We start from the raw sequence: 12,866 nt of genomic DNA on the forward strand, positions 1-12,866 counted from the left end.
GGGATACTCATAAATCAGGCTGTCGTCGAACTCCGGCCTTGTTAGCCCTCCCTATTTCTGCTGCGACGTGGACAATAGCGCGACCGGTCGCAGCAAATTCGTCGCCATCCGTAGTCTCATCAACAAACCAATTACCGGCGCTATCCGCAGCTTCTCCGGGCTTCACACTGATGTCCAGTTTCACCGCCAGGCGAAGCGCGTCTCCCATGAAATCAGTGTGGGTATTGAGTCGTAGCGGCTGCCAAAAGTCGCCGTTGTCAAGCACTGCCACCTGGATTTCCCCGGACGAATCCTCTGTCCAATATGCAATCCGGTAACCCGCAGCCTTAGCCGCCAACTCCAGCATCTCTCTATCTGTCATCCCACTCCCCTATCGCGTTATTTGTTTGCTTTCCAGCCAGGCCATGCGCGGCTCCACGGTGCTCGGCTCGGCTGGCTCGAAACGTTCACAGTGCTTTGCAACAAGCGCTTTCCAGCGCACCGACTTGATCGGCTCCACCGCACAAATGCCCATACCGGCTGCTGCAGCGACGCGATCGGCATTTAGCGAGAAGCGGTTGCAATATCCTGCGAAGCTCACGCCGATGAGCTTCTGCCAGCGGAATCACTAGAGCTAGGAGCAATGCGTGGCTTCATGCTGCACCAAGCTAGCCGCATCCGCGCCCTGAAAAGCGCCCCGGCCCAGCCCGCCGAGCAGCCGGACGATGAAATCGACGATCTATTCGACCGCAGTGGATGGGTGCCCGCCGAGCAGCCGACCAAAGCGGTTACCGATTGTTCGACGGATGACTGCCAATGCGATGCGCGCTCTATCGAGCGCGGTGAATGGGTTCCCGCCAGTGATGAGGGTCAGCCCGCCGAGCAACCGAGCGCATCGCCCGTGTACGACAAGTCCGTCGTCAAGCGCCTTGCAACGCAGATGGGATGGACGCCGCCCGGCGCATCGCCTGCCGAGCTGACGGATGAGCAAATTGTCCAGACAATCCGTGAGGCTAATGGCGACTGGAGTCACATCCAGCTCATTACTTCCACAGGCGAGCCGACGTTGGTGGCGCGCAAGATCGTGGCTGGAGTCCTCGCCCGCGCACAAGGAGAACAGGCCGCGCCTATGCCCGTTGAGCTACTCGGAATCGGCGAAGTTATGGCAGGCGGTGGCGGGTTCTGGCACGCCTGCTCCGGCTGTCACGAGTCGAACAATGGCGTGCCGACCGGTCCATACAGTGCACTACTGAAATGCCATCTTGGCAACGGTTGTGATGAGTGCGGCGGCATTGGAGCTATCTGGGATACCACCGATTATCAGGCAATGGCCGACGACATGACACGCGTCGAAGGTACAGCCGCGCCGGGCGCAGAGGGAGAGCAGGCATGAGCAAACCGATCATTCCGCCGTGCACCCTCGGGCCCAAGCATAAGTGGGAATTCGTCCGCAACATCAGGACGGGCAGCGTGACGATCGGCCCCAATGGTTCTTCCGCAAAGCTCTCAGTTAAGGGCCGCTATCGCTGTGCATGTGGCCTTCGAAAGCTCGGGCCAATGCGGCACGAAGAGGCCGCGCCGGGCGCACAGGAGGACCAGTAATGCACGCCCTTCCCTGGTATTTCGGCCTGCTGCTACACCCAGCAACCTACATCGTCCTCGCGCTGCTGCTGATCGTGCTGATGCGCAAGCCCATCGGCAAGGTCGCCTTGACGATGTTCTTCATCTGCTGGGACGGCTCGAAGCGCATCAAGCGCTGGTGGCGCAACAAGTTCGGAGGCGGCAATGGCACTACCGACGCAGCTGAGCAATGAACAGCCGCCCCTGCTCCATGCCGGCTTCCACAGCATCGTTCAAGGTCGGCTTCCCACCATCACGCGAGCGGACAGGCGGAAGAAATGCGGCCCCATTCTGCTCATGGACAGCGACCTCGTATTCCCATGGGCCATCCGCTCGGTGCTGGATGCACACGACAGACACCTCGTACCCGTCGATCTGGCGCGACACGGTTTCACTGGCATATGGCATGGCGACTCCCTCCTTTTGAGGCAATCCTAACATGACGAAAGAACGCCCCATTCTCTTCAGCAGCGCCATGGTGCGCGCCATCCTCGAGGGCAGCAAGACGCAGACGCGGCGCCTGGCTAAGCCTGTCAAGCACCCTGACCTCGGAAATGTTTACGCGCCGGGAGCGCTGGTGCTTGAGCGTGAGCCCAAGTACATCATCGAGCGCGCGTGCCCCTACGGCCGGCCCGGCGACCGGCTATGGGTGCGCGAGACATTCTACGCCTATGGCCGCTGGGAGACGCGCTACAGCGCCAAGAAGGGGCGCGACGAATGGCACTTCGTGGACATGACGGCTGAGTGCTGCGAGGTCTACCGCTACGCCGTCGATGGCGACGGCCTGTGGCCCATGCCCGGACGCCGCCAGCTCGCCGGCGCGCAGCCGGGCTGGTGGAAGCGCCCCAGCATCCACATGCCGCGCGCTGCCAGCCGCATCCTGCTCGAGGTGACCGGCGTGCGTATGCAGCGCCTGCAGGACATTACAGAGGGCGATGCTAAAGCCGAAGGCGTATCGATCGACGAACGCCACGGAATTGGCTACTGCATCGGTGCTGACCGGCCACCTTCCATACGGGCATACCGGGAGTTGTGGGAACAACTCAATGGCGCCGGCTCCTGGAATGCCAATCCCTGGGTGTGGGTCATCGAATTCCGGAGGATCTCATGAGCGAGTTTCTCGCATCCCTCGACAAGCACGACATCCAGATTCTGGTGTGCGTCATCGGGTTCGCTCTGGTCGCCTTCGTGCTCGCCCTGTTCGGCCCGCGCAAGCCTCGGGGGCCGCGCCGATGAGCAAGCGCAATAAACGCGGCCGCCCGGCGCGCGAGACCGGCGCCCTGCCCTCGCTGTTCCGGTTCTCTCAGAGAGCTGAGCGCCACCTGCAGATGATTCCACACAATGAGCTGGCAAGGGTGCTGAAGGGCATGGGCACCGAGGAAAGCTGGCATACCCTCGCCGTCCGCGTGAACGTTGGCGCCATGATGGCGAAGCTGTATTTCAACGTCGAAGCGCAGGAAGCCATGACGGCCGCAGTTCATGCGGTGGCCGAGGCTGGCAAGCGTTACGTGACAACCGGAAAAATGATTCTCACAGGTGATGAGTCGCGCGCCATCGGCGGCGGCTTGAACCTCACTGACGAGATGCAGCTCAGCACCACTAAGAAAGAGCAGCGCAAGGCCATGCACGCGGTGTACTCAGTCGCTGCGGCAAAGGGGCGCGTGAAGGTTGGCGAGGTTATCGACATCATGGAGGCAGCGTGATCCGCGAACAGTTTCTGCTGGACATCAGCCACGAGCTGATCATCGACAACTTCGCCGGCGGCGGCGGTGCGAGCTGCGGCATCGAACTGGCGCTGGGCCGGCATGTCGATATTGCCGTCAACCACGACCCGGAAGCGGTGGCCATGCACACCATCAACCACCCGCAGACGCAGCATTTCTGCGAATCGGTGTGGGACGTGGACCCGGTTGCAGTCACTGCCGGCCGGCCGGTGGGCCTGGCGTGGTTCTCGCCGGACTGCAAGCACTTCAGCAAGGCCAAGGGCGGCAAGCCGCGCGAGAAGAAGATACGCGGGCTCGCATGGGTCGTGCTGCGCTGGGCCGCGCTGGTACGGCCGCGCGTGATCATGCTGGAGAATGTCGAGGAGTTCCAGACGTGGGGCCCGCTGCTGCCGGACGGCATGCCGTGCCCGAAGCGCAAGGGCGACACCTTCCGTTCGTTCGTGCGCCAGCTGCAGGAGAAAGGCTACGCGGTCGAATGGCAGGAGTTGCGCGCCTGCGACTATGGCGCCCCGACCATCCGCAAGCGGCTGTTCCTGATCGCTCGCTGCGATGGCGTGCCTATCGTTTGGCCGGAGCCGACGCACGACACCCCAGACAGCGCCGCGGTGAAGTCAAAACAGCGCAAGCCGTGGCGCACGGCTGCCGAGTGTATCGACTGGTCGATCCCGTGCCCGTCGATTTTCGAGCGTGCGCGGCCGCTGGCCGAGGCCACGCAGCGTCGTATCGCCCGCGGCTTGCGCCGGTACGTCATCGACGCCGCAGATCCGTTCATCGTGAAGGTGAACCACGGCGGCAGTGACTTCCGCGGCCAGTCGCTCTCCCAGCCTGTCCAGACCATCACAGGAAAGCATGGGTATGGCGTCGTGACCCCGGTGCTCACCGAGTGCGCGAATGCCTCGAACCAGCGCACATTCCGCGCCGACGAACCATTGCGCACGCAATGCGCCGAGGTCAAGGGCGGCCACTTCGCGCTGGCCTCTGCGACGCTTGTGCAGACCGGATACGGGGAACGGCCCGGCCAGGCGCCGCGCGCGCCGGGGCTGGACAAGCCGCTGGGCACAGTGGTCGCCGGCGGCGCCAAGCACGCACTCGTGTCGGCTTTCCTTGCCAAGCACTATGGCGGCAACTACACCGGCCCAGGCGTATCGTTGGCCGCGCCGGCGGACACGATCACGACGACGGACCACCATGCACTGGTGTCATCTAATCTCGTGAAGCTGCGCGGCGAGTGTACGGGCAGCCCAACCGCAGCTCCGGCGCCGACTGTCACGGCCGGCGGCATGCATATCGGCGAGGTCCGCGCCTTCCTGGTCAAGTACTACAGCGAGGGCGGGCAGGATCAGGATTGCCGCGACCCCATGCATACCATCCCGACGAAGGACCGCCTGGGCCTCGTGACAGTGGCTGGCGAGCAATACCAGATTGCCGACATTGGCATGCGCATGCTGGAGCCGCACGAACTGTACGCGGCCCAGGGATTCCCCTCGAGCTACGTCATTGCTCCGGTGCTGAACGGACGCCGGCTACCCAAACATGCCCAGGTGCGCATGTGTGGGAACAGCGTCAGCCCGCCTATGGCTGCGGCTCTGGTGCGGGCGAACGTTCCGGAGATGGCGGGGTGGTCTGCGAGGGAACAGAAGACGACGAGGGTTGTTGCATGATTTCGCGCTTACTCCAGTCGAGCCAGCCCAGCGTGGCGGCCGCACTAAATACCATGCCCAAGGCCGCTACGATCGCCGCAACCATGGTCCAGAAGGCGGAACGCTTAGCGGCGACTACTGATTCGCGAGCGATAGTCGCCGCCTCGGCGGCATCTTTCGTCGAAGCCTCAAGGACGTCCGCGAGGCGTTTCAGCTCGCCCAGTTCCTTGCTGTTTCTGAAGAATACATCGCTCATCCACCCTCTCCTGAACATGGGAATCGTAGCATGAGAAAGACTTTCGACACCCTGGGCGGCGACTTCGAAGCATGCCGCGAGGCTGAGGCATGGTGTGCCGCGCGCGGTATCACGGTCGGCCAGATGGAGCGCGACCAGCCGCGCGGACTGATCAATGAGGATTGCTGGCTTGCGAAATGGTCCAACCTCGCTGACCAGGTGCGCCGGCAGTTGCACGGCAAGATGGCCGGCGACATGCGCCACGGCCCCGTGGTAGTGGAGCTGGAGGGCGAGGAAAAAGATTACCCGCTGGTCGAGGTCGAGACACTCGACCCATGGATCGACCACCGGGACGGCAACACGATGTACCAGTTGTAGGAGTGCGAGATGGCAATTTTGTCGAATGATGATCTGACCAACCTGACGGGCGGTCTGATACAGGGGGCAGCACAGCGCCGCTGGATCATCAAATGGTATGGATTCGAGCCGGCAATGAAGATCGACGGCCACCCGTCCATTACGTGGGACCAGGTGAATCGCGGACGCCCGGCACAGGATGATGGGCGCCGCGCCGGCCCCCGCTGGAGCGTCGCGGCATGAACCGACCACGGAAGGTAAAGGCTGGCCGCGGCCTGCTGGACAGGATGGAAGCCCGGCCGCGGAAAGACGGCCTGGTGACCTATCGCTATCGCCCTGTGAACGGCAAACCCATCAACCTGGGAACTGACCGCACTGCGGCGATCCAGAAGGTGCTCGACATGCTCGGCATGGGCGACAACCTTGGCACCATTGCGCGGCTGTGGGATCAGTACCGAGATACAGCCGACTGGAAGCACCTGGCCGAGAGCACGCACACCGACTACACGCAGGCCAGCACACCCCTGCTGAGCGTATTCGGCGAGATGCGTGCGCAGGATATTCGGGCCACGGACATTGCCCGCTATCTGCGCGTGGAGCGCACGAACGCCCCTGTGAGGGCCAATCGGGAAGTCGCCCTGCTGTCGAACCTGATCAACCTGGCCATCGAACGTGGCGAAGCGGAAACCAATCCGTGCCGCCAGGTGCGGCGCAACCGGGAACAGCCGCGGAGCGTCGCGCCGGCGCAGGCGACCTTGGCCCGCTTCACTGCCTGGCTGGCCAAGCAGACACCGCAGCGGGCGATCATCTGCCTGGCGGCTGAATACGCGTCAATGGCGGGCAATCGGAAAATCGAGTTCCTGGACCTGTCATGGCCCCAGATCGACCGCAGCGCAGGCGTGATACGGACGTTCCGCGCCAAGCAGCGGGGGGCGAAGCGCGGCACCATTGTCGAAGAGGTCGAGATCACGCCACGGCTATCCGACCTGCTGGACCGCATCAGCGCCGCACATGCCGACCAGGCGCGGGAATGCCTGTATCTCTTCCCAAACCGCTTCGGCAACGCCTATACGCAGAAAGGCTTCAAGTCGATGTGGGGCAAGCTGATGAATGCTGCGATCGAGGGCAAGGTGATTCCAGCAGAAGAGCGGTTCACGTTCCACGACTTGCGCGCCTACTACGCGACGACGCACAAATCCGAGCGCGGCGCCCTGCCCGACCTGCACGGCAATCCGGCCACGACGGCCCGCGTCTATGACCGAAACAAGGTGGTCAAGCGGAAGGCACTGTAACGCTGGGTATTCCCACGGTGGGAATACAACCACTGTACGTAAACCCAGAAACAAAAACAGCGCCCTTGTAAGGCGCTGTTTTCATTGGGTATTTCTGGGGTGGCTGATGGGACTCGAACCCACGACGACAGGAATCACAATCCTGGACTCTACCAACTGAGCTACAGCCACCATTGCCCCCGGTTGCCTATCGATTGGACTGGCTTCCGAGGAAAAACGAGATTATACAAATGTTTTTCCCCTGTGGCTAGCCCACCCGGACACCTGCTGCACTTTTTTACGGCCATACCCCGCCAGGCACCGAAACATGGGGGAGTCAGGCCGCATCCCGCATCCGCAGGTGCGCACGGGCACCCGCGAACAGCGCCTCAACGTCGGCGCGCGTGCGGACTTGCTTCAGACGTGCCATTTCCGACAATTCGCGCCGCCATCCGCGAGCACCGCCTACCCCACGGTACAGGCCCAGCATATGGCGCGTGACGGCCGCCGCGTGTCCGCCCGACCCGACCCAGCGGGCAAGGTAATCCAGCATACGATCCTCGACGGTTTCCCGGGTCGGCAGCGGTTCGGCCGCGCCGTAGAAACGTCCGTCGAACGCCGCCAAGAAATACGGGTTGTGATAGGCCTCACGCCCGATCATCACGCCATCGACATGCCGCAGGTGTGCATCCATCGCTTCAAGCGTGTCAATGCCGCCATTGATCACGATCTCCAGATCGGGGAAATCGCGCTTCAGTTGATAGGCGACTTCGTACTTGAGCGGCGGAATCTCTCGATTCTCCTTGGGGCTCAAGCCCTTGAGAATGGCGTTGCGCGCATGCACGATAAAGACATTGCAGCCGGCCTGCGCCACCGTGCCGACGAAATCGCGGACGAAAGCATACTCTTCGACGGCATCGATGCCGATCCGGTGCTTGACCGTCACCGGGATCGACACCGCATCGCGCATGGCGCGCACGCCATCGGCGACAAGTGCCGGCTCGGCCATCAGGCAGGCACCGAACGCGCCGCGTTGTACGCGCTCCGACGGGCAGCCGCAGTTCAGGTTGATCTCTGCATAACCCCATTGCTCTCCCCGCTTCGCCGCTGCCGCCAGATCGGCCGGCTCGCTGCCGCCCAGCTGGAGGGCGACCGGGTGCTCATGTGCATCGAACGCCAGATGCCGTGCGACATCGCCATGCAACAGCGCCCCCGTGGTCACCATCTCGGTGTAGAGCCACGTGTTGCGCGATAACTGGCGATGGAAGTAACGGCAGTGCCGGTCGGTCCAGTCGAGCATGGGTGCGACCGACACGCGGCGCGGATTGGCACGGGCGACAAACGGCCCCTGGCCGGCAGGCAACGCGACCGGATTCAGCGCAGCGGACGAAGGGAGAAGGGATGAAACAGATGACATGGGCGGCATTGTATTACGCCGCGCCATGTCATGCAGATCGCACAAGCACCGGCTCAGGCTGCATGGCGGCCCCGGGCCGGCGCCAGGTTCCGCAACGGATGCGTGGCGGCGCTCCATGGCGATGCGAAGAAGCGTGCGACCTCCTCCCGGCTGACCGCATCGACCTCGGCATGCTGCCAGGCTGGACGGTGATCCTTGTCGATGGCCAGCGCACGGATGCCCTCCACGCCATCGCCGCCGTGAAAGACGTGGCGCATCATGCCTAGCTCGGCCTGCAGCTCTTCTGTCACGCTATAGGCACGCGCGCGGCGTACCTGCTCGAGCGCCACGCACATCATGAGCGGCGAACGGGTGCGGATCATGGACTGCGTCTGACGCGACCATTCGCACTCATCCTGCGAGAGCGAAGCCAGGATCGTCGGTACATCGGGAGCAGCAAAATGACGGTCAATCTGGGTGCGCCGGGCCGCCAGCACGTTCGACATCACGCTGAGATCAGCACGATGCGGAGCACAGGCATCGCGGAACGCTGCCAGCACGGATTCCCCGTCGGTAAATGTCTGATCGCGCAGATGCGCCAGCACGCCCTGCAGCGCGGCAAATGGCAGGTAGTCATCCGCCAGTCCGGCATACAGCGCCTCGGCGGCTCCGATCACGGCACCGGTCACCCCCAGATACTCGCCCACGTGGCCGGGCGCCTGCGCCAGGAACCAGCCCCCGCCCACATCGGGAAACAGGCCGATATTAGTTTCCGGCATGGCCATTTTGGTGCGTTCCGTCACCAGCCGCAGGTGCGCGCCCTGCGCGACGCCCATGCCTCCGCCCATGACCACCCCATCCATCAGCGCGACCACGGGTTTGGAATACAGATGGATAGCATGGTCGAGCGAATACTCATCGACAAAGTACTGCTCGAGTACAGTGTCCCATGACGCCGCCATCTGATGAAAAAAGCGGATATCGCCCCCTGCGCAGAAGGCCTTACCGCCTGCGCCGGCGATGATCACTGCGTGTACCGCCGGGTCCGACTCCCATGCGCGCAACGTGTCGCGCATGGTCAGCAGCATGCTGTGCGACAAGGCGTTGAGGGCCTGTGGACGGGCCATCGTCAGATAGCCGATACCGCCCTGCACTTCGCACTCGATCCAGTCCTGCATTGCTCTCTCCAGTGTCCTCCAGCCTCGCACTCTATCAGAGCCACTCTCATCCCAAACCGACAGGCATGAAAAAAGCGCCCCGCAGGACGCTTTTTCATGACACGGTCAAAGACATCAGGCTGCCTCGTCGCGCGCGGCACGCTTGCGCTCGTGCTCCTTCAGGTGACGCTTGCGCAGGCGGATGCTCTTGGGCGTGATCTCAACCAGTTCGTCGTCCGCAATGAATTCCACCGCGTACTCAAGCGACATCTGGATCGGCGGCACCAGGCGCACCGCTTCGTCGGTACCGGAAGCCCGCACGTTGGTCAGTTGCTTGCCCTTGATCGGGTTCACCACCAGATCATTGTCGCGGCTGTGGATGCCGATGATCATGCCTTCGTACAACGGATCGCCCGGCTTGACGAACATGCGGCCCCGATCCTGCAGCTTCCACAGCGCGTAGGCCACGGCATCGCCATCGTCCTGGCTGATCAGCACGCCATTGTGGCGCTCGCCGACACCACCTTCGCGCAGCGGGGCGTAGTCGTCGAAGATATGGCTGATCAGGCCGGTGCCGCGCGTCAGTGTCAGGAACTCGCCCTGGAAGCCAATCAGGCCACGTGCCGGAATACGGTACTCGAGACGCGTGCGGCCCTTGCCATCGGAGGCCATATCGAGAAGTTCGCCCTTGCGACGGCCCAGCTCTTCCATGATGCCGCCCTGGTGGCTGTCCTCGACATCGACCGTCAGCAGTTCGTACGGCTCGTGCTTGACGCCGTCGATTTCCTTGATCACCACGCGCGGACGAGACACAGCCAGCTCGTAGCCTTCACGACGCATGTTCTCGAGCAGAATCGTCAGGTGCAGTTCGCCACGGCCCGACACTTCGAATACGGTGTCATCACCAGTATCGGCCACACGCAGCGCGACGTTAGACTTGAGCTCGCGATCAAGCCGCTCGCGGATCTGGCGGCTGGTCACGAACTTGCCTTCGCGGCCGGCCAGCGGCGACGTATTGACGCAGAAGTTCATGGTCAGCGTCGGCTCATCGACCTTCAGCATCGGCAGCGCGTCCTGCGCCTCCGGTGCACACACGGTGCAACCGATACCGAGTTCTTCGATACCGTTGATCAGCACGATATCGCCAGCTTCCGCTTCCTGAACAATCTCGCGCTCCAGGCCGCTGAACTTCAGCACCTGATTGACCCGGCCCTTGATGGGAGCGCCTTCAGGGCCAAATTTGACCACGACATCCTGCAGCGGCCGCACGCGACCGCGCGAGATCCGGCCGACGCCGATCTTGCCGACGTAGCTCGAATAATCCAGCGAGATGATCTGCATCTGCAGCGGACCATCCGGGTTATCGTCACGCACCGGTACCTTCTCGAGCACGGTGTCGAACAGCGGCTTCATGTCGCCTTCACGCACATCGTCGGTCAGTCCGGCATAGCCGTTCAGTCCCGAAGCGTACACAACCTGGAAATCGAGCTGCTCATCGGTCGCGCCAAGCTTGTCGAACAGGTCGAACGTCTGGTTGATGACCCAGTCAGGGCGCGCACCCGGACGGTCCACCTTGTTGATGACCACGATCGGCTTGAGACCCAGCGCCAGCGCCTTGCGCGTGACGAAGCGCGTCTGCGGCATGGGGCCTTCCACGGCGTCCACGAGCAGCAGCACGCCGTCGACCATCGACAGCACCCGCTCGACCTCGCCACCGAAGTCGGCGTGTCCCGGGGTATCGACGATATTGATGTGGGTGCCGTTGTATTCGACCGCGCAATTCTTCGCCAGGATCGTGATACCGCGTTCTTTTTCGATATCGTTCGAATCCATGACCCGCTCGGCCACTTGTTCGTTGGCGCGGAAGGTGCCCGCCTGGCGCAGGAGCTGGTCGACCAGTGTGGTTTTGCCGTGGTCGACGTGGGCAATGATGGCAATGTTGCGAATGGCGCGGGACATGATGTCAGGCTCGCAGTAATCAAAAGTGAAGCCTGAAATTATAGCATGCTGCAGTGCAAGAGCCGTGTCGGCTAAACGACCGGCGCAAGGTTTTATAGCTTGACCAGCCGTTCAGGGCGCAAAGCGCCCGCCTCGATACGTGCCACACCGAGCAATGTGGCGTCTGAGTCACGGTAGACCCGCACCAGGGTGCCATTGCTCAGGGGCTGTCCGCTTTTCAGCACGTCGCGCAAGGCCAGGCGCTGGCCATGGCCAAAACGGCGCGCCCCCTCGGCGTCCAGACGCACCTCGGGCAAGGTGCCCAGAAGACGATCGACGGGCGCCAGCAGTGCCGGACGTGCCAAGTCGTCGCACTCACCCAGCTGTTCCAGCGTCAATGCTCCGTCCAGCGACAGCGCACCGACGCGTGTACGCCGCAGCGCCGTGAGGTGTGCCCCGCAACCGAGATGCTGGCCAATGTCCTCCGCCAGCGTCCGGATATACGTGCCCTTGCTGCACAGCACGCGCAACGTCACCTGGGGCACAGTGCATGACAGGACTTCGATTTCATGGATGGTGACGGCACGTGCCGCACGCTCCACCACTTCGCCTGCGCGCGCGTAGGCGTAGAGCGGCTTGCCATCCTTCTTCAGCGCGGAGTACATCGGCGGTACCTGCTCGATTGGCCCAAGGAAGGCGCGTACTGCCACATCCACGGCTGCGGCATCGCACGTGACTGGTAATGCCTTCACGACCTCGCCTTCCGCATCGCCCGTGGTGGTCTCCTGCCCCAGGCGCAAGGTGGCAATGTATTCCTTGTCGGCGTCGAGCAGATCCTGGGAGAACTTCGTCGCCTCGCCAAAACAGAGCGGCAGCAGGCCCGTCGCAAGCGGATCAAGCGTGCCGGTATGGCCGGCCTTGTTGGCACGCAACAGGCGCTTGGCGCGCACCAATGCGTCGTTCGACGACAGCCCGAGCGGCTTGTCGAGGAGCAGCACGCCGTGCACGTCGCGGCGCGGCAGCCGGGCAGGACGACCGGATGGCTGCTGGGCGGGCTGTCCGTCAGGGCGCGAATCGGTGGAATCAGTCACGGATGGCGATATCGCAGAAGTCAAGCCTGGTCATCATCCTTGGCGCGCGTGGCGTTGGCCTCGTCGATGAGACGCGACATCTCCACGGCATGTCGTACGGATCCATCGTAATGAAAATGCAGGGTCGGCACCGTATGGATGTGCATGCGCTTGAATAGCAGCGAATGCAGATAACCTGCGCGTTCGTTCAGGATCGCCGCAGCCACCTCGGGTTCGGCACCGAGCACCGTAAAATGCACCTTGGCGTGCGCGTAGTCCGGCGTCAGGGTGACGCTCTGCAGGGTCACCAGCCCCATGCGCGGATCACGGATCTCGCGCTGGATCATCTGCGCCAGATCCTTCTGGATCTGATCGGCAATGCGCAAGTTGCGCGGGGGCGTACTTTTCTTGGCCATGATGAAATTATCCTGTCGGGATTGACTGCCCGGGCAGCGAGCGCGGCACGCGCTCCGGAATAG

Annotated in this window: 16 protein-coding genes and 1 tRNA gene; 10 read left to right on the plus strand and 7 right to left on the minus strand. The window is 62.9% G+C overall.

The window, feature by feature from the left end; translation table 11 throughout:
- Positions 1–7: 7 nt before the first annotated feature.
- Entirely contained in the window at positions 8–361 is a 354-nt protein-coding gene (locus tag ACQ3C8_RS07660) for a hypothetical protein (protein WP_428851166.1), read from the minus strand.
- 273 nt (positions 362–634) lie between these two features.
- Between ACQ3C8_RS07660 and ACQ3C8_RS07665 the strand changes: the two genes are divergently transcribed.
- The 10 genes from ACQ3C8_RS07665 (at position 635) to ACQ3C8_RS07710 (ending at position 6,847) form a co-directional block, all read left to right on the plus strand.
- A complete protein-coding gene (locus ACQ3C8_RS07665) occupies positions 635–1,372 on the plus strand; it encodes a hypothetical protein (RefSeq protein ID WP_428851167.1) in 738 nt (245 codons plus the stop codon).
- Positions 1,369–1,581 carry a hypothetical protein gene (locus ACQ3C8_RS07670; RefSeq protein ID WP_428851168.1) on the plus strand — a complete coding sequence of 71 codons (213 nt, stop codon included), beginning with the start codon at positions 1,369–1,371 and terminating at the stop codon, positions 1,579–1,581. The genes ACQ3C8_RS07665 and ACQ3C8_RS07670 overlap by 4 nt, the downstream gene beginning before the upstream one ends.
- Positions 1,581–1,793, plus strand: coding sequence for a hypothetical protein (locus ACQ3C8_RS07675; RefSeq protein ID WP_428851169.1), 213 nt, complete (start codon positions 1,581–1,583; stop codon positions 1,791–1,793). Before ACQ3C8_RS07670 ends, ACQ3C8_RS07675 begins: the two co-directional genes overlap by 1 nt.
- 245 nt (positions 1,794–2,038) lie before the next feature.
- On the plus strand, positions 2,039–2,710 hold the full coding sequence (locus ACQ3C8_RS07680; RefSeq protein ID WP_428851170.1) for a hypothetical protein: 672 nt from the start codon (positions 2,039–2,041) through the stop codon (positions 2,708–2,710).
- Positions 2,707–2,835 carry a hypothetical protein gene (locus ACQ3C8_RS07685; protein WP_428851171.1) on the plus strand — a complete coding sequence of 43 codons (129 nt, stop codon included), beginning with the start codon at positions 2,707–2,709 and terminating at the stop codon, positions 2,833–2,835. Before ACQ3C8_RS07680 ends, ACQ3C8_RS07685 begins: the two co-directional genes overlap by 4 nt.
- Positions 2,832–3,302 (plus strand): hypothetical protein, encoded by a 471-nt coding sequence (locus ACQ3C8_RS07690; protein WP_428851172.1) that lies wholly within the window; start codon positions 2,832–2,834, stop codon positions 3,300–3,302. The genes ACQ3C8_RS07685 and ACQ3C8_RS07690 overlap by 4 nt, the downstream gene beginning before the upstream one ends.
- Entirely contained in the window at positions 3,299–4,984 is a 1,686-nt protein-coding gene (locus ACQ3C8_RS07695) for a DNA cytosine methyltransferase (RefSeq protein WP_428851173.1), read from the plus strand. The genes ACQ3C8_RS07690 and ACQ3C8_RS07695 overlap by 4 nt, the downstream gene beginning before the upstream one ends.
- Positions 4,985–5,249: 265 nt before the next feature.
- A complete protein-coding gene (locus ACQ3C8_RS07700) occupies positions 5,250–5,576 on the plus strand; it encodes a hypothetical protein (RefSeq protein WP_428851174.1) in 327 nt (108 codons plus the stop codon).
- A 9-nt stretch (positions 5,577–5,585) separates the two neighbouring features.
- A complete protein-coding gene (locus tag ACQ3C8_RS07705) occupies positions 5,586–5,798 on the plus strand; it encodes a hypothetical protein (RefSeq protein ID WP_428851175.1) in 213 nt (70 codons plus the stop codon).
- Complete coding sequence (locus ACQ3C8_RS07710) at positions 5,795–6,847, plus strand: tyrosine-type recombinase/integrase (RefSeq protein ID WP_428851176.1); 1,053 nt, start codon at positions 5,795–5,797, stop codon at positions 6,845–6,847. Before ACQ3C8_RS07705 ends, ACQ3C8_RS07710 begins: the two co-directional genes overlap by 4 nt.
- A 95-nt stretch (positions 6,848–6,942) precedes the next feature.
- On the opposite strand, the gene ACQ3C8_RS07715 is transcribed toward ACQ3C8_RS07710, so the two are convergent.
- From ACQ3C8_RS07715 to rbfA, 6 genes are all read right to left on the minus strand, one after another.
- Positions 6,943–7,018: transfer RNA gene (locus ACQ3C8_RS07715), tRNA-His, on the minus strand.
- 145 nt (positions 7,019–7,163) lie between these two features.
- Positions 7,164–8,252, minus strand: a complete 1,089-nt coding sequence (dusA, locus tag ACQ3C8_RS07720) for a tRNA dihydrouridine(20/20a) synthase DusA (RefSeq protein WP_428851177.1) — start codon at positions 8,250–8,252, stop codon at positions 7,164–7,166.
- A 44-nt stretch (positions 8,253–8,296) separates the two neighbouring features.
- Entirely contained in the window at positions 8,297–9,400 is a 1,104-nt protein-coding gene (locus ACQ3C8_RS07725) for an enoyl-CoA hydratase/isomerase family protein (RefSeq protein WP_428851178.1), read from the minus strand.
- A gap of 114 nt (positions 9,401–9,514) precedes the next feature.
- A complete protein-coding gene (gene typA, locus ACQ3C8_RS07730; RefSeq protein ID WP_428851179.1) occupies positions 9,515–11,338 on the minus strand; it encodes a translational GTPase TypA in 1,824 nt (607 codons plus the stop codon).
- Positions 11,339–11,430: 92 nt separating this feature from the next.
- On the minus strand, positions 11,431–12,408 hold the full coding sequence (gene truB / locus ACQ3C8_RS07735; protein ID WP_428851180.1) for a tRNA pseudouridine(55) synthase TruB: 978 nt from the start codon (positions 12,406–12,408) through the stop codon (positions 11,431–11,433).
- Positions 12,409–12,428: 20 nt separating this feature from the next.
- Positions 12,429–12,803, minus strand: coding sequence for a 30S ribosome-binding factor RbfA (gene rbfA / locus ACQ3C8_RS07740; protein WP_428851181.1), 375 nt, complete (start codon positions 12,801–12,803; stop codon positions 12,429–12,431).
- Positions 12,804–12,866: the final 63 nt, after the last annotated feature.

Origin of the sequence: Imbroritus primus (assembly GCF_964332355.1) — a bacterium.
Classification (GTDB): Bacteria; Pseudomonadota; Gammaproteobacteria; order Burkholderiales; family Burkholderiaceae; genus Imbroritus; species Imbroritus primus.

Coding starts and splice junctions, on each gene's coding strand:
- ACQ3C8_RS07660 (WP_428851166.1), bottom strand. CDS start 361: ATGACAGATAGAGAGATGCTGGAGTTGGCGGCTAAGGCTGCGGGTTAC.
- ACQ3C8_RS07665 (WP_428851167.1), top strand. CDS start 635: ATGCTGCACCAAGCTAGCCGCATCCGCGCCCTGAAAAGCGCCCCGGCC.
- ACQ3C8_RS07670 (WP_428851168.1), top strand. CDS start 1,369: ATGAGCAAACCGATCATTCCGCCGTGCACCCTCGGGCCCAAGCATAAG.
- ACQ3C8_RS07675 (WP_428851169.1), top strand. CDS start 1,581: ATGCACGCCCTTCCCTGGTATTTCGGCCTGCTGCTACACCCAGCAACC.
- ACQ3C8_RS07680 (WP_428851170.1), top strand. CDS start 2,039: ATGACGAAAGAACGCCCCATTCTCTTCAGCAGCGCCATGGTGCGCGCC.
- ACQ3C8_RS07685 (WP_428851171.1), top strand. CDS start 2,707: ATGAGCGAGTTTCTCGCATCCCTCGACAAGCACGACATCCAGATTCTG.
- ACQ3C8_RS07690 (WP_428851172.1), top strand. CDS start 2,832: ATGAGCAAGCGCAATAAACGCGGCCGCCCGGCGCGCGAGACCGGCGCC.
- ACQ3C8_RS07700 (WP_428851174.1), top strand. CDS start 5,250: ATGAGAAAGACTTTCGACACCCTGGGCGGCGACTTCGAAGCATGCCGC.
- ACQ3C8_RS07705 (WP_428851175.1), top strand. CDS start 5,586: ATGGCAATTTTGTCGAATGATGATCTGACCAACCTGACGGGCGGTCTG.
- ACQ3C8_RS07710 (WP_428851176.1), top strand. CDS start 5,795: ATGAACCGACCACGGAAGGTAAAGGCTGGCCGCGGCCTGCTGGACAGG.
- dusA (WP_428851177.1), bottom strand. CDS start 8,252: ATGCCGCCCATGTCATCTGTTTCATCCCTTCTCCCTTCGTCCGCTGCG.
- ACQ3C8_RS07725 (WP_428851178.1), bottom strand. CDS start 9,400: ATGCAGGACTGGATCGAGTGCGAAGTGCAGGGCGGTATCGGCTATCTG.
- typA (WP_428851179.1), bottom strand. CDS start 11,338: ATGTCCCGCGCCATTCGCAACATTGCCATCATTGCCCACGTCGACCAC.
- rbfA (WP_428851181.1), bottom strand. CDS start 12,803: ATGGCCAAGAAAAGTACGCCCCCGCGCAACTTGCGCATTGCCGATCAG.